General features: G+C 38.2%; 14 protein-coding genes. 5 read left to right on the plus strand and 9 right to left on the minus strand.

Annotated elements, in window-relative coordinates; genetic code table 11:
* Positions 1 to 50: 50 nt before the first annotated feature.
* Entirely contained in the window at positions 51 to 434 is a 384-nt protein-coding gene (locus tag WA249_RS07760) for an SCP2 sterol-binding domain-containing protein (protein WP_002118641.1), read from the minus strand.
* Between the two features lie 205 nt (positions 435 to 639).
* Positions 640 to 1,545: a tRNA 2-thiocytidine(32) synthetase TtcA gene (gene ttcA / locus WA249_RS07765; RefSeq protein ID WP_336167610.1), complete on the minus strand. Its 906-nt coding sequence runs from the start codon at positions 1,543 to 1,545 to the stop codon at positions 640 to 642.
* Between the two features lie 504 nt (positions 1,546 to 2,049).
* Between ttcA and WA249_RS07770 the strand changes: the two genes are divergently transcribed.
* On the plus strand, positions 2,050 to 2,922 hold the full coding sequence (locus WA249_RS07770; RefSeq protein WP_336167612.1) for a lytic transglycosylase domain-containing protein: 873 nt from the start codon (positions 2,050 to 2,052) through the stop codon (positions 2,920 to 2,922).
* Positions 2,923 to 3,169: 247 nt separating this feature from the next.
* Positions 3,170 to 4,075: a protease HtpX gene (gene htpX, locus WA249_RS07775; RefSeq protein WP_005307880.1), complete on the plus strand. Its 906-nt coding sequence runs from the start codon at positions 3,170 to 3,172 to the stop codon at positions 4,073 to 4,075.
* Between the two features lie 39 nt (positions 4,076 to 4,114).
* On the opposite strand, the gene WA249_RS07780 is transcribed toward htpX, so the two are convergent.
* Together WA249_RS07780 and WA249_RS07785 are read right to left on the minus strand one after the other, a co-directional pair.
* Positions 4,115 to 4,690, minus strand: coding sequence for a DUF4112 domain-containing protein (locus WA249_RS07780; RefSeq protein ID WP_336167614.1), 576 nt, complete (start codon positions 4,688 to 4,690; stop codon positions 4,115 to 4,117).
* Between the two features lie 72 nt (positions 4,691 to 4,762).
* Positions 4,763 to 7,858, minus strand: coding sequence for a multidrug efflux RND transporter permease subunit (locus WA249_RS07785; protein ID WP_336167616.1), 3,096 nt, complete (start codon positions 7,856 to 7,858; stop codon positions 4,763 to 4,765).
* 264 nt (positions 7,859 to 8,122) lie between these two features.
* Between WA249_RS07785 and WA249_RS07790 the strand changes: the two genes are divergently transcribed.
* On the plus strand, positions 8,123 to 9,259 hold the full coding sequence (locus WA249_RS07790; RefSeq protein ID WP_336167618.1) for a glycerophosphodiester phosphodiesterase: 1,137 nt from the start codon (positions 8,123 to 8,125) through the stop codon (positions 9,257 to 9,259).
* A gap of 43 nt (positions 9,260 to 9,302) precedes the next feature.
* Here the strand turns inward: WA249_RS07790 and WA249_RS07795 are convergent, their stop codons facing one another.
* Complete coding sequence (locus tag WA249_RS07795; RefSeq protein WP_336167619.1) at positions 9,303 to 10,265, minus strand: MBL fold metallo-hydrolase; 963 nt, start codon at positions 10,263 to 10,265, stop codon at positions 9,303 to 9,305.
* 107 nt (positions 10,266 to 10,372) lie between these two features.
* On the opposite strand from WA249_RS07795, the gene WA249_RS07800 reads away from it, so the two are divergent.
* Entirely contained in the window at positions 10,373 to 10,747 is a 375-nt protein-coding gene (locus WA249_RS07800; RefSeq protein WP_336167621.1) for a diacylglycerol kinase, read from the plus strand.
* A 172-nt stretch (positions 10,748 to 10,919) separates the two neighbouring features.
* On the opposite strand, the gene groL is transcribed toward WA249_RS07800, so the two are convergent.
* From groL to WA249_RS07820, 4 genes are all read right to left on the minus strand, one after another.
* Positions 10,920 to 12,554, minus strand: a complete 1,635-nt coding sequence (gene groL, locus WA249_RS07805) for a chaperonin GroEL (protein WP_336167623.1) — start codon at positions 12,552 to 12,554, stop codon at positions 10,920 to 10,922.
* Positions 12,555 to 12,612: 58 nt separating this feature from the next.
* Entirely contained in the window at positions 12,613 to 12,903 is a 291-nt protein-coding gene (locus WA249_RS07810) for a co-chaperone GroES (protein WP_002120604.1), read from the minus strand.
* A 185-nt stretch (positions 12,904 to 13,088) separates the two neighbouring features.
* Positions 13,089 to 13,847, minus strand: coding sequence for a metallophosphoesterase family protein (locus WA249_RS07815; RefSeq protein WP_336167625.1), 759 nt, complete (start codon positions 13,845 to 13,847; stop codon positions 13,089 to 13,091).
* Entirely contained in the window at positions 13,828 to 14,766 is a 939-nt protein-coding gene (locus WA249_RS07820; protein ID WP_336167627.1) for a diacylglycerol/lipid kinase family protein, read from the minus strand. The genes WA249_RS07815 and WA249_RS07820 overlap by 20 nt, the downstream gene beginning before the upstream one ends.
* Before the next feature lie 392 nt (positions 14,767 to 15,158).
* Here WA249_RS07820 and WA249_RS07825 point away from each other — a divergent pair, with 392 nt between their 5' ends.
* Entirely contained in the window at positions 15,159 to 16,991 is a 1,833-nt protein-coding gene (locus tag WA249_RS07825; protein WP_336167629.1) for a phosphoenolpyruvate carboxykinase (GTP), read from the plus strand.
* The last annotated feature ends 34 nt before the right edge of the window (positions 16,992 to 17,025 follow it).

Raw genomic sequence — 17,025 nt, forward strand, 5'->3', positions numbered from 1 at the left:
ATAAAAAGCTTACCTCTTGGGGTAAGCTTTTTATATGAATTCTTTTAGATTTAAGCTGTATGCTCTAATACTTTCTTAAATAAATCTTTTTGTTCTTGGCTTGGCTTAGCTGTTTGTAAAGCCATTAATTGAGACATATCGCCTTGAACTTTAATTTTACCAGTCATGAATGCCTGCATAGCAGCAGCCATATCAAACTCTAAGAATACTTTACGTAAAGTTTCAGCATCCATATTTAAAGTTGTTTTGGCATTTGAAGACAAACCTTTTTGGATTTTACCCCCATCTAAAGCTAATTCGGTATTTCCAGAAGCATCTGTAACTACTAAATTAATTGCCAAATTCGCAAGAGCAGGTGGCAAATTAAGATCCCCTGCTTCAGCAGTTAATTTTTCGACAGTAGCAAACCAATCTTCAGTTAAAAATGCAGGCATGATTCTTCCTCAAATTTATTTGTTCAATTTCTCTAGTTGTCTATCCAGACAACATCATGTGAAGCAATTCTGCTTGAGCGTTGTTATAGCATGTAATTTAAATTTAGGGCTATGACTTTTTGTACGGAACATTCATTTTTTAGTATTTTGATACATTAAAGGCACTTGTTTATAAAGTGCCTTTAACATTGTCTATGTCTAGCGTTTATTCAGCAGCAAAGCTTAAGTTCACGACATCTAAACGTTTTTTAAGCTCTTCCGGATCTTTAAAATCTAGCTCGCGCTGAGAATCTAAAGCTTCGAAATCGAACAATTCACGGTCCACTAGCTGAGATGGCGATACGTTTTGTAACGCACCGAAAATACTGTGTAAGCGTTTCGGATATTGTTTATCCCAATCACGTAGCATTTCATTAAGCATGGCACGCTGTAAGTTTTCCTGCGAACCACAAAGGTTACATGGAATGATTGGGAACTGACGTAACTCGGCATATTTGATGATGTCTTTTTCTTCAACATATGCCAATGGACGAATCAGAATATTCTTCTTATCTGATGATAAAAGCTTTGGAGGCATCGCCTTTAAGCTACCACCATGAAACAGATTTAAGAAGAACGTTGCAAGGATGTCATCGCGGTGATGTCCTAAAGCAACTTTAGTCGCTCCAATTTCTTGTGCAAAGCCATATAAAGAACCACGGCGTAAACGCGAACATACTGCACAGTAGGTTTTACCTTCTGGCGTTAAACGTTTGGTAATGGTGTAGGTGTCTTTTTCTAAAATGTAATATGGAATGTTATTTTCTTCCATATAACGAGGTAAGACATCTTCAGGAAAGCCGGGTTGCTTTTGGTCAAGGTTAACCGCGACAACATCAAAATTGATTGGTGCAATACGTTTAAACTGCAACATGATATCGAGCAAGGTATAACTGTCTTTACCACCAGACACACACACCATGACCTTATCGCCCTCTTCAATCATCTTGAAGTCACGAATAGCATGCCCAACTTGACGGCGAAGCTTCTTGAGCAAACGGTAATAGGCCGAGCTTGTTGGAAGTTCAGGCTTAAAATTAAATCCCTGATTAGACTCAACTGGCGCGTACATAGACGAGATATACCCATAAATAAAAATACCGCGCAATTTTATATGATTCGGAAGAGAATCGCATCAAAAGAATAGTTTCAATTCTTGAAGCCGTCACATTGCTCTTGCATGATGCAAAAGTCGTGCTCTATTTTGACTGAAGCGTTCAAATTTTGTGCAAAGTGCTTACTTTTTGGACTTTTCCACAGTTTTCCACAAAACCTGTGGATAAAATTGTGGATTTCTTCGTACTTGACAAACTGTTTAGACCTTCTGTTAAGGGTTTTATTTAAATTGATCATTTTTTAACCAATGTTTTTTATCATTGAATATCAACATGTTATTCAAGTCAATAGAATCATTTTAAAAATAATTTTTAATTTTTTTTGATGAGCATTCGAACAAAACAGCTTGATTTTTTGAAAGAGTCGAAATAAAAAAAATTACACAAAAGTTCTTTCTGTAATATTTTTTGATAAACTCTTCGACAAGTTTTGAATATCTTAAAATTGTGAATAACATAAAATGAAAAAATCGGTTCAATTTCTTTTTTCTTGTTTACTGGGGATGACTACTTTTTCGGTCGGCATAACGTCGAGCTCAGCAGGTCAAATGTATGTCTACCAAGATAAAAATGGTAGTACATTGCTGACTAACCGAAAAAGTTATGATCAGTCACTTAAAAAAGTAAAAGTGACTTATTACCCTGACAGTAATATTCATAGTTATACGAACTGGGGAGCATCAGAAGCTTCTGTTCTGCCAAGCTACAATAAAAATAAAAATGCTTTTGACCATATTATTAAACAAGCTGCTCTACAGCATGGTGTATCTGAAGGCTTAATTAAGGCCGTCATGCATACCGAGTCAGGATTTAATGCAAATGCCCGCTCTCCTGTGGGAGCACAAGGTCTTATGCAACTTATGCCGGCGACTGCACGTCGATTTAACGTGACCAATGCCTTTGATGCTCAGCAAAATATCTTTGCAGGTGCAAAATATTTAAGCTGGTTGCTCAAGCGTTTTCGTGGCAATACGCAAATGGCACTTGCTGCTTACAATGCTGGTGAAGGAAACGTTGATAAATACGGCGGCATTCCACCTTTTCGTGAAACCCAAGATTACGTTCGCCGTGTAACGAGTCGATATCAAAACTTATATGCATCTGGTGCAGGTTTTTCATCTTTTTCTTCTAATTCCTCTAATACTTCAGCGCAACCTGCTTCTCAGTCTTCAAATTTAACGGAAAGCACAACAGCTCAAATAGCAGCTCCAGCACCTAAATATTCCTCATCTCGTCAAATTGTGACTTTATCAAATGGCACATTTACTGATGCGCCTACGGGTACTTATGTGACGAACAATGCCACTGCTATTGCACATATTCGAATAGAATAAGAATGTTTACTGACGGTTCTATACCGTTAAGTTCCTGTGCTTTAAATTGTAATGATCTATTACCTGATCTTTACAATTTAGGCGAATTTACCCAATAATTCTTTAAATTTAGATACATTCTGCTATGTGAAAGAATGTATCAATTCCTTATTTTTTTCTTGAATTTTTCCCCTAAGCCCCGCATATTAGCTGCATGATTTAGAATTTGTAAATCAGATAACATTTTATTTATAAGAGGGTTTTCTCAATGATGCGGATTGGTTTGTTTTTGCTTACCAACCTCGCGGTACTGGTTGTAGCTGGCATTATTTTGTCACTCTTCGGTGTCGGTAGTTACCATGGCGCGGGTGGCTTGAATCTAGGCAACCTTTTAGTGATCTGTTTTGTGTTTGGTATGGTGGGATCTTTAATCTCGTTATTCATGTCAAAATGGATGGCTAAGAAAACGACCGGTACAGAACTGATCGACCCGAATGCTCCCCGTAACCAAGCTGAAAGCTGGTTATTGCAAACAGTCGCTGAACTTTCTCAACGTTCTGGTATTAATATGCCAGAGGTTGGTATTTTTCCATCATATCAATCCAATGCCTTTGCAACAGGCTGGAATAAAAATGATGCCTTAGTTGCCGTTTCATCCGGTCTACTTGAGCGTATGAATAAAGATGAGCTACGTGCTGTGCTTGCGCACGAGATTGGTCACGTTGCGAATGGTGACATGGTTACCCTAGCACTCATCCAAGGTGTCGTGAACGCCTTTGTTATGTTCTTTGCTCGTGTAGTCGGTGATTTTATCGACCGTAATGTTTTTGGTCGTCAAGATGATCAAGCCCCTGGTATGGGTTATTTCCTCATTACCATGGTATTAGATATTGTCTTTGGTATTCTCGCTTCTGCGATTGTGATGTGGTTCTCTCGTTACCGTGAATATCGTGCTGATGAAGCAGGTGCGCGTTTAGCTGGTAAACAAGCAATGATCTCTGCATTGTTACGTCTACAAGCTGAAACAGAGTTACCAGACCAAATGCCAAAAGAAATGAAAGCGTTCGCAATTGCGGAAGGTAAAGAACAAGGTTTTAGTTTAGCTGCTTTGTTCCAAACCCACCCAACAATTGAACAGCGTGTGGCAGCTTTACATCAGTTAGATTGCCCATAAAACAGTTAATAAAAAAGCCTCCATTTGGAGGCTTTTTTATTATATAGCGTGGTAGAGTGCCCACAAATAATTAATCCCCCACCACATTGCAAAACCAATAAGAACAAGCACAAACACCCCTAATAAATCAGGTATATGTAACCATAACCAACTCACCACAGGATTACGCCAGAAAGCTGAATGCTGCTGCTTCTTTTCGAGTTTTTCGTGTAAATACGGATGAATCACATGTATATCACTTTGAATCGCATATTCTTCACGTATGTGGGTATGAACTACTTCTAATGCTTTTCTGCTTGGGCGTATAAAAATATCAAAAATTGTCCCTGCAACCGGAATACACCCCACGACAGCATCTACGACAGCCAATTTTATTACGGGAGTTAGCTTATGTTGAGGTACACCAATTTGCTTGGCTTTATATATGGCATAACACGTCAGCACAAAACCAGCGACATCACCTGCAATTGGAATCGTACTTAAAGCAGCATCAGCACCAATACCCTGCTTTGTAAAAGGAATGCGAACCGCACTGTCCATCATGGTGGCGAACTTAGCGAGATCTCGTTCTAATGCGATGACCTGCTGCTGTGTTAATTTTTTTTCTTGAGGCATCTAAATCAAATATATGAAGAGAAGTTAAACTTAATATACTTGATTTGATGCCTATTTTTAAATTGTTTGCTGTTAACTCGAAGCTTTTGATTTAAACAATGAACGTAATAACACGTACATAACCGGAATAAAGAATAAAACCAGCACAGTACCAAACATCACACCGCCTAAAATACTAATACCGATTTCTTGACGACTCACAGCCCCTGCACCTTGAGCAAATACAAGCGGAATCACGCCTGCACCAAAGGCTAAAGACGTCATTAAAATCGGTCTTAAACGCAAGCTCGCGCCTTCTAAAGCGGCCTGAATAGCATTCTTTCCTTTCTCTTGGGCTAATGCAGCAAACTCAACAATTAAAATTGCGTTTTTACACGACAAACCAATCGTCGTTAACAGCGCGATCTGGAAATACACATCATTTGGCAAACCAAAAATATAAGAGAAAATGACGCTTCCCCCTACTCCTAATGGAATAGAGGTCATCACAGCAGCGGGAATGCTCAAGCTTTCATATAAGGCAGCTAAACATAAGAAAATAAAGCCTGCTGAGATTAAATATAACCAGACTGCCTGATTTGTCGACTTCTGCTCTTCAAAAGATAAACCAGTCCACGCTAAACCCACATCCTTTTGTTGATTGACAAGTTGCTCAACATCTTTCATTGCTTGACCGGAACTACTGCCACTCGCAACATCTGCTTGTAACTGTAAGGCACTATAACCCATATAACGTTTTACAATTTCAGGAGCCCCACCCCAGCTAAAGTTAGCAAACGAACTAAAAGGCACCATTTCATTTTGGTTATTACGTACAGACCAATTATATAAATCGTCAGGTTTCGATCTGAACTCAGCATCACCTTGAATCATGACTCGCTTAATACGGCCACGGTCAATAAAGTCATTCACGTAAGTTCCACCCCACGCACTCGACAGAGTATTATTAATTGCAGGTAACTCCAACCCATTTGCTAGTGCTTGTTTTTGATCAATTTTGATATTTAGGTTTGCTTTACTATTGGTGGACTGCTTATCAAAATTTTCGAAAGTCGAGTAGCTTTTACTTTGAGTTTGCAACTGACGGAAGGTGCTATCTAGAAAATCTTGACCCTGTCCATTTAAATCTTGAATCCATAGATCTAAACCATCAGTTTGACCTAAACCATTTACCGAAGGAGGTAAAGTCACATTGATTTGAGCATTATTAAAACGGCTAAAATATTTCATCGCACGCTTTTGTATAGCGTCTGCCGAATCATTTTTTCCAGTACGTACATCCCACGGTTTTAAAGCAATAAATCCTTGCGCTAAGTTCTGTCCCGTACCTGAATTATTTCGACCATAGCGAATCAAGACTAAGTCAACATTTTTATTTTCTTGGGACAAGAAATATTGACGGACTTGCTCACCGATTTTCTGACTTTGAGAAATCGGAGCACTATCAACGAGTTTAATTTGAACGCTTAAAATACCTTGATCTTCTTTAGGAATAAACCCACTTTTTAAACCACTATAGAACAGCATAAAAACAGCAATAAGAGCCACAAAAATCACAATAACCGATTTACTGTAATCAATACTGGTCTGTACGATCTTTATATATTGATTTTTAAGTTGATCTATTTTTTGGTTAAACCAAACTGCCCAACGCATAGGCTCAGGGTTAGGCTTTAAAATTAAGGCACACAAAGCAGGTGTGAGAACTAATGCAACGATGAGTGATAACGCCATAGCTGCCACTAAAGTAATGGAAAACTGGCGGTAAATCACCCCAATTGAGCCGCCTAAAAAGGACATTGGAATAAAAACAGCAGTTAAAACCAATGTAATCCCAATTAAGGCTCCACTAATTTCTCCCATCGACTCAATCGCAGCTTCTTTGGGTGTTAAGTGCTGTTCATGCATGAGCCGCTCAACGTTTTCCACGACCACAATTGCATCATCAACCAGTAAGCCGATAGCGAGTACCAGCGCAAACAAAGTTAATGTGTTAATACTAAAACCGAGTACATATAAAACAGCAAAAGTTCCCAAAATCACAACAGGAACAGTAATACTCGGAATAAGAGTTGCGCGCCAGCTTTGCAAAAATAGGAACATCACCAAAATTACTAGAATAATGGCTTCAACAAGAGTTTTTACAACTTCCTTAATGGACTCTTGAACAAACGGCGTGTTATCTCGTGGATAAACAATTTTATAACCGGCAGGTAGCTTGCTTGTAAGCTGATCTAGAGTCTGATGAATGAGTTTAGAGGTCTGAATGGCATTTGCACCCGAAGATAGCGAAATACTCACACCTGCGGCAGGATAACCATTAATCGTATTAAAAGATTGATAGTTTTCTGCACCTAGCTCAACTCTAGCGATATCTTTTAAATAAACATAACCTGCCATTTTATTCGACTTTACTACAATATTTTTAAAGTCTTCGACTGTTTTTAGTCGAGAGCCTGCGGTCACTTTAGTATTTAAATATTGCCCATCAATAACAGGTAAATCACCAATCGCACCCGCAGCAACTTGTGTATTTTGAGCAGTGATTGCGCTGGCAACATCACTTGGCATTAAGTTATATTGCTTTAGCTTCTCCGGATTTAACCAAATACGCATCGCATATTGTGAACCGAATATATCAGTTTCACCTACCCCTTCAATACGGTTCAGGTTATCTACCACATGTGTCGTTAAATAGTCTGATAACTCAATATTTCCTGTTTTTCCAGTCGAGTCATATAAGCCAATAACCATAAAAGTATCGCCTAAAGACTTACTCACCGTAACACCTTGGCGCTGAACTTCATCAGGTAAACGGCGTATTACCCCACTAATGCTATTTTGTACTTGTACCTGAGCGGTATCTGGATTTGTTCCATTATCAAAACTAATGGTAATACGGCTACGTCCAGATGAATCACTTGATGAACTAAAATAGAGTAAGTGATCAATACCTTGTATTTGTTGTTCTAAAATTTGAGTAACACTTTGCTCAACCGTTTGCGCATCTGCCCCACTATAACTTGCTGACACTGTAATTTTTGGAGGTGCGATGTCGGGATACCGTTCTACAGGTAAGTGCATGACCGAAAAAATACCAAAAGCCATAACAATGATCGCTAGTACATTGGCAAAAATGGGGCGATGAATAAAAAATTTTGATAGCATGGCTGCTCGGTATGATGTCGTTAATTAACAGGAGTAAATGCCGCTTTGAGACCTTGTGATCATCAACGAGCGGTGTAAAAAAGACAAGTAGAATTAAGACAATAAATGTAATTAAGACAAAAACAAAGCTCGATTCACTATTTCCAACAAACCAATAAAGAACCAGTTAAATAGTGTCACTTAAAATTCATGAATTCTTCATGATCATGTCAAACTAAATCCCAATACTTGAGTCGTTTCAACTAAAACAATATGAGTAGAATTATGTTTAGAAAAGCACTTTTATGTTTAAGTTTAATTAGCTTGGTTGGTTGTAATGATGATAAAACTGATACGACGCCAACCACACCAGAATATCAATTTCCTAAAATTTTAGTGATAGGACACCGCGGCGCTAGCGCTTTACGTCCTGAACATACCTTAGCTTCATATCAAAAAGCCATTGATGATGGCGCTGACTTCATTGAACCCGATCTTGTGTCAACAAAAGATGGTGTATTGGTTACCCGCCATGAAAACGAAATTGGTGGTACAACAAACATAAGTATCCTTACCCAGTTTGCAGACCGTAAAATCACAAAAAATATTGATGGTATAGATTTAACGGGTTGGTTTACAGAAGACCTCACTTTAAATGAATTACAGCAAGTTAAAGCACGTGAGCGTATTCCAGAGTTCCGACCAGCAAACACAGCTTATAACGACCTCTATTCAATTCCAACACTAGAACAAGTCATTGAACTTGCCGAAGCAAACTATAAAAAAACCGGAAAAATTATTGGTCTATATATCGAGACCAAACATCCGACTTACTTTAAAAATAAGAATTTGGCTATGGAGGACACACTTCTTAAAACTCTTGCCAAATATCAATATACACGTGATATCGCACCTATCTATTTACAATCTTTTGAAGTCAGTAACTTAAAATATTTAAAAGATCAGCTAGATCTTCATAAGACGCTTAAACATGCACAAATCATTCAGTTATATGATGCAAAAACATCTCGACCAGCTGACTTTGTCGAATCTGGCGTATCTAAAACATATGGTGATTTAGCCACAGCACAAAGCTTAAAAGATGTTGCTAAATATGCAAATGGCGTAGGCCCAAGCAAAAGCTACATTCTCAATTTCAATAACGATGGTTCAGTACAAACCACTTCATTTATTACCGATGCACATACAGCTGGCTTAAAAGTACATCCGTATACTTTCCGCCCAGAAAATAACTTTTTACCACAGCCCTTAAAGTGTAGCGATAAACCTGCCGAGCGTTGCCCAACTGGTGCTTTAAAAGAGTTTGAAGCGTACTTCAAAGCAGGTGTTGATGGCATCTTTACAGATGACCCAGCACTTGGCCGTGAAGCAGTCAATAATTTTGAGAAAGCAGCAAAATAGTTAAATACTTAATAAGAAACAGGGCATTCAATGCCCTGTTTTTTTATTTATCAAGACTGTTATTAAAATATAAAGGAATCCATTGATACTGCTCTGCATTCACTTTATACACATGACCAATTCCCGGAAATGGTAAATGTGGAGCAGCTACCCATTGCTGCTTATTTGAAATTTCAGCGAACATTTTTAAACGAGTATTAATTGCCTGCTCGGAATTTACATCAAAATCCACTCCAGTTTTTGGAGCATCAAACTGTAAAGAGTGTGAGTGAACAATGTCTCCAACAAAGACAATTTGTTGACCTTTACTTTTTAAACGGAAGCTATGATGGCCGGGTGTATGCCCTTGTGTATTGATCACTTCAAAACCTTGAATGACATCGCCATCTTTAAAGGTTTTGAATGCTTTTTTCGCTTGATACGGTGCAAGTGCAGCTTTTACATTTTTAACAGTACCTAAATAATTTTCTTTTTGATTCGCTGGTACGGTTTTTTCAGAAGCTGGGTTTAACCAATAATCAACTTCACGTTCATGTGCATAAATGGTTGCATTAGGAAATACGGCTTTTCCATTTTGAGCAATACCACAAACATGGTCTGGGTGTAAGTGTGTCAACAAAACCGTTTTCACGTTGGCGAGTTGATAGCCTGCCAATTCAAGATTTTTAGCAATTGAACCTAACTGTGGACCAAAACAACTTGAAGCACCACTGTCAACAAGGGTCAAACTTTTACCGTCGTCTACTAAGAAGGCATTTACCGAAGTTTGAATCCCCTTTTCATTCACAGCAGCATACTTGGTTAAAATTTTAGTCTTCTCAGCCTGACTCAAATTTTTGAACAATTTAGGATCTAAATAAATGGTGCCATCAAGTAAGGAGGTGATGCGATAATTACCAAATTGATGCTTATAATATCCAGGTACTTGTTGAGCTGAGGCTGGCTCTGCATAGCTTATATGTAAGCCACCCATGACAAGTCCTAATGCTACAAATAGTTTTTTCATCTTTTCTTCTCTATCAAGTTATAAAGTCAAAATCTTTAAAAAAGATTTAATATTTTTTTTAAGGGCCGCGTTATATAATGCATGAAATGTGTCAGAAATATAAGTAAATGAATAGCTATTCTCCTTATAAGGGCAAAACTGGTCTTAAGCGTATATTAAATGCAACGGGCTACTCTATTTCCGGATTTAAAGCAGCTTATAAAAATGAAGCCGCTTTCCGACAAATTGTTCTAATTAATGTTGTGCTAATTCCTACTAGTTTTTTCCTAGATGTGAGTCGTGGCGAACATGCACTTATGGTTATTGTATGTTTATTTGCAATGATCGTTGAATTGTTCAATTCTGCGATTGAGGCTGTAGTTGACCGAGTATCACTCGAAAAACATCAACTCTCTAAAAATGCCAAAGATATGGGAAGTGCTGCTCAATTTGTTGCTCTTTCTATTATTGCAGTGACATGGCTTATCATTTTAATAGGCTAAAAAAAACCATGCTTATAAGTGAATAAGCATGGTGTAACAAAAAAGAGGAACTACAGCCACTGTTCCTGAATATAAGTTTAAGAATATCAACTTAACTTTTTCTTAATTTATATAAGAAATAAAAAAATCCCTGCAAATGCAGGGATTTTTTTATTTTAGACGTTGATGTTTATTACATCATGCCGCCCATACCACCCATACCGCCCATATCTGGAACAGCTGCTTTATCTTCTGGAATATCAGTAATCATACATTCTGTAGTTAACATTAAACCAGCTACAGAAGCAGCGTGTTCAAGTGCAGAACGAGTTACTTTAGCAGGGTCAAGAATACCCATTTCTAACATATCGCCATATTCGCCAGTTGCTGCGTTGTAACCGAAGTTACCTTCACCAGCTTTAACTGCATTAATCACTACAGATGGCTCATCACCCGCGTTTGAAACGATTTGACGAAGTGGAGCTTCGATCGCACGGCGTAAAATGTTGATACCCGCAGTTTGATCTTCGTTAGCACCTTTTAGGTTGTCTAATACATTTACAGCACGTACTAGCGCAACACCACCACCAGCAACAACACCTTCTTCAACTGCTGCGCGAGTTGCATGAAGTGCGTCATCTACGCGGTCTTTCTTCTCTTTCATTTCAACTTCAGTTGCCGCACCGATTTTAATTACAGCAACACCGCCAGCTAATTTAGCAACACGTTCTTGTAATTTTTCACGGTCGTATTCTGAAGAAGATTCTTCAATTTGAGCACGGATTTGTTGAACACGTTCAGCAATAGCAGCTGCATCGCCAGAACCATCAACAATTACAGTGTTTTCTTTAGAAACAGTGATCTTGTGTGCAGTACCTAAATCTTGAAGAGTCGCTTGCTCTAAAGACATACCAACTTCTTCAGAAATAACAGTCGCACCAGTCAAGATCGCGATGTCTTGAAGCATTGCTTTACGACGGTCACCAAAGCCAGGAGCTTTAACAGCACATACTTTGATAATACCGCGCATGTTGTTTACAACAAGCGTAGCAAGCGCTTCGCCTTCAACATCTTCAGCGATGATAAGAAGTGGTTTACCAGTTTTCGCAACTGCTTCTAAAACAGAAATCAATTCACGAATGTTACCGATTTTTTTGTCAACAAGAAGGATGAACGGGTTTTCAAGCTCAGCAGTTAACGTATCTTGCTTGTTTGCAAAGTACGGAGAGATATAACCACGGTCAAACTGCATACCTTCTACAACGTCTAATGCGTCTTCGAAGCCAGAACCTTCTTCTACAGTGATTACACCTTCTTTACCTACTTTTTCCATCGCTTGAGCGATAAGTTTACCAACAGTAGTATCAGAGTTAGCAGAGATAGAACCAACTTGTTCAATCGCTTTAAAATCATCAGCAGGTTTTGCATTTGAACGGATATTTTCAACTACAGTTCTTACTGCGATATCGATACCACGTTTTAAATCCATTGGGTTCATACCTGCAGTTACAGATTTGATCCCTTCATTTAAAATTGCTTGAGCAAGTACAGTTGCAGTCGTTGTACCGTCACCAGCGATGTCGTTAGTTTTGCTAGAAACTTCACGAACAAGTTGAGCACCCATGTTTTCAAACTTGTCTTTTAATGAAATTTCTTTAGCAACAGTTACACCGTCTTTAGTGATGTGCGGAGCGCCGAAAGAACGGTCAATAACAACGTTACGACCTTTAGGGCCTAAAGTCACTTTAACAGCATCTGCAAGTACGTTTACGCCTGCAATCATTTTTGAGCGAGCTGAATCACCAAATTTTACGTCTTTAGCTGACATATTAAACTCCGAATCTTTTTAAATACTGAATCTGATAATGAATTGAGTTATGGATTGATTAGCCTTCCAACACAGCTAAAATGTCTGACTCTTTCATGATTAAGAGTTCTTCACCACTTACTTTCACTGTTGTACCTGCATAAGTACCAAACAATACTTTGTCACCAACTTTAACATCCAAAGCACGTACGCCATTCTCAGTGATTTGACCATTACCTACTGCAATTACTTCACCTTGAGATGGTTTTTCAGCAGCAGAACCAGGAAGTAAAATACCACCAGCAGTTTTGGTTTCTTCTTCTACGCGACGAATTACAACGCGATCATGTAATGGACGAATGTTGCTCATAATTAACTCCACCAGACTTAGTCTTTTTGATTAATTGCTATTGCCTTAATCCAAAGCAATAACAAAATATTTAGATGTCACTTTTGTGGGGATGAAAAAAAAGGCTTCAAGGGGAAAATGAAAAAAAACTTAACTTTTTTGAATATTTTTTAAACAATCAAATATTTAATCCCATCTAAACTAAATCAATATGGGATGAATTCAGCTAACTGTTCATTGAACCTATAATGCTGAATCTTTCCTGTATTTGAAACTGTATTAAAGCTATTCGGATTATGATGATATAGACGAGTGGAAGTCGCTGTTCCTGCATGAATATCATAAATAGGATGATCTATTTTTAATTGATAAATCTGTGTTAAATCATATACAGCTGTTTTATGCAGATGCCCATGTAACATACCGAATAGCCCTGTCGTACTCCATTTTTCGAGAGCCATTTTTCCTAATACTGGACAATCCTTAATACCATGCTCGTCATCAGGCGGCGTATAAAAAGGCTGATGAAAAACTACTAATTTGATTTTATTCTCTGGCCCTTGCTGTAATCGCTCATATGTAGTTTGAATTTGCTCAATCGAAATATGCCCACGGGTATGATAACGACGACGTATACTATTTACGCCAACGATATAAAAATGCTCAGTTTCTAAAGTAGGCTCTAGTTCACCAAAAAAATATCGATATCGGGTAAATGGAGAAAAAAAGCGGTTCCAGACATGATACAAAGGAATATCGTGATTACCCGGTACAATAAGATAAGGAATATTAAGACTATCTAAAAATTGGCGACAATTATAAAACTGTTGATATCGGGCACGCTGAGTAATATCTCCACTCACAACAATAACTTCAGGTTTATGTTGGGCACAAAAAAGCCGAATCGCATCTAAACAAGCCTGGACTTCTGTTCCAAAATGCAAATCAGACAGATGTAATAACATTTGGCACCATAATATTTAAAGCATTCTTTTCTACAGTGAAATTTAATGGTGTTTTCATCTCTAATATTTCACCATCTAAAGCCACTGTAAGTTTTGATTTTTTTGCACATTCAACAATGACATGATCAGCACAAAAACTATAAACGTCTTGTGTCTCTTCAACTTTGCCTTGAATCCATTGCCAAAGCATATGCAATAAACTAAGCCGATCACTTTTTGTAATGACCACTCCGGCAACTCTTCCCTGTGCAGCACAATCAGCAATTCTTAATTTCATATCACATAGTTGCAATTGATTATTACCAAAGAAAATGAGAGGTGTTTTAACTGGATATTTTTTTCCATCAACCGTGACGGAAAGCTTCATAGATTTATTTTCTCTTATTAAAACATCCAAAGCCGAGGTATAGGCATGTAAACGAAGACGTCCTAAATACTTATTGTAAAGCTCACGTTTTTTTATAAATAATGGATAAAGTCCCAAGCTCGCATTATTCAAATAAATATGATCGTTAATCGTCGCAATATGTACAGAACGTGGTGTACCCGTAGCGATGACTTCAGCCGCTTCTAACAAATCTAAAGGAATATCTAAAACTTTAGCGACATAATTAAAAGTTCCCATAGGTAAAATTCCCATAGGAATATCGGTATGTCGAAGTTTTGATGCTACTGCATTTAATGTCCCATCCCCACCAGCTGCAACAACAACGCCTAAATCTGCGCTTTGACTATGCCGATGGATGACTTTGTTCATCAAATCATCAAAGGTGACATCCTCTGTTAATTCAAAAACTTGTATTTCAAAATCGAATTCGGTGAGTACAGTCATTAACTGTTCATAGATATCTTCATGTTTCGAAGCATGAAAACCCGATTTCTGGTTATAGATGATAGAGAGAGGTTTTAAAGTCCGCATTTTTATTATCTTAGAGAAGATTTATCCTATATATTGTATAGAAAATCGCCTAATAAAAGTCTCTTTATGTAAATTTCGAATGATGATCATTTGTTTAATCAATAATAATTCTCAAGAAAAATTTAAACATCAAGTTATTGATTTTTAAAAAAATAAATAATATAAATAACACACATACAACATAAAAATGTAAAGAATAAAATACACCAAAAAACAATAAACCCATGATTTTAATTAAAAAAAATTAAAAATCAAAATATCTATTTCTTATTCTTTAGTCTTATTTTTTTTATGATTTTATGCTTTAATACAGCCACTTTTTTATTTGATCTTTCATTGTACCTCAATGAATGACTTGTACATTGTTGTACATATTTTGAATAGGCCTCACCATGACCACAGTGAACGCACCAGAATTCGTTCGTCATCCTAAGCTTATCGCATGGGTTGAAGAAATTGCAAACGTAACCAAACCAGCAAAAATCGAATGGTGTGACGGAAGCGAAGAAGAGTATCAACGTCTAATCGACTTGATGATCGCTAACGGCACCATGCAGAAATTAAACCAAGAAAAACATCCTGGTTCTTATCTTGCAAATTCTGATCCATCTGATGTTGCGCGTGTTGAAGATCGTACCTACATTTGCTCTCAAAAGAAAGAAGATGCTGGTGCAACAAACAACTGGGAAGAACCAGCTGTTATGCGTCAAAAGTTAAATGGTTTGTTTGAAGGGTCAATGGAAGGTCGTACAATGTACGTTGTGCCTTTCTCTATGGGTCCACTTGGAAGCCATATTGCTCATATCGGCATTGAGTTAACTGACTCTCCTTACGTTGCTGTTAGCATGCGCAAAATGGCACGTATGGGTAAAGCAGTTTATGACGTGTTAGGTACAGACGGTGAATTTATTCCTTGTATTCACACCGTAGGTGCTCCACTCGCTGAAGGGCAAAAAGACGTTGCATGGCCTTGTAACCCTGAAAAATACATCGTTCATTACCCAGAAACTCGTGAAATCTGGTCTTACGGTTCTGGTTATGGCGGTAACGCATTACTTGGTAAAAAATGTTTAGCACTTCGTATCGCTTCTGTTATGGGACGCGAACAAGGTTGGTTAGCTGAACATATGCTTATTCTTGGTGTGACTAACCCACAAGGTGAAAAACACTATATCGCTGCAGCATTCCCGTCTGCATGTGGTAAAACAAACTTCGCAATGTTAATTCCACCAGCAGGCTATGAAGGCTGGAAGATTGAGACTGTAGGTGACGATATTGCTTGGATCAAACCAGGTGAAGATGGTCGTCTATACGCAATCAATCCAGAAGCTGGCTTCTTTGGTGTTGCGCCTGGTACAAATACCAAAACTAACCCTAATTGTATGGCAACTCTTCACAAAGATGTTATCTATACAAACGTTGCGGTAACTAATGATGGTCAAGTATGGTGGGAAGGTCTTTCTAAAGAAATTCCAATTAACTTAACTAACTGGAAAGGTCAACCTCACGTAAATGGTGAAAAAGCTGCTCATCCAAATGCGCGCTTCACTGTTGCTGCTGGTCAATGCCCTTCTATCGATGCTGACTGGGAAAATCCAGCAGGCGTTCCGATTTCTGCATTTATCTTCGGTGGTCGCCGTGCAGATACGGTTCCTTTAGTTTCTGAAGCTTTTGATTGGGTTGATGGCGTTTATAAAGCTGCAACTATGGGTTCTGAAACTACTGCTGCTGCTGTTGGTCAACAAGGTATCGTTCGTCGTGATCCATTCGCGATGCTTCCATTTGCTGGCTACAACATGGCTGACTACTTCGATCACTGGTTAAGCCTTGGTGAAGAAGTAAGTACAAAAGCTGAAGCTGCTGGTAATAAATTACCAAAAATCTTCAACGTAAACTGGTTCCGTCGTGATGCTGAAGGCAACTTCGTATGGCCTGGTTTCGGTCAAAACATGCGTGTTCTTGAGTGGATCATTGACCGTTGTGAAGGTCGTGCAAACGCTGTTGAAACACCAATTGGTCTTGTTCCAACTTACGATGACTTGAACTGGGAAGGTACTGATTTCTCTAAAGAAGAATTTGACCTTATCACAGCTCAAGATAAAGATCAGTGGGTTACTGAAATTGAAAGCCACACTGATTTATTTAATAAACTTGGTGAACGCTTACCAAAAGCATTAAAAGAACGTCAAGCAGCTTTACTTGAAGCTGTAAAAACTGGCTTCTAATTGCTAAATATAAAAAAGGTCGCCATGTGCGACC

The organism is Acinetobacter sp. 161(2023) (genome assembly GCF_037027805.1).
GTDB lineage: Bacteria > Pseudomonadota > Gammaproteobacteria > Pseudomonadales > Moraxellaceae > Acinetobacter.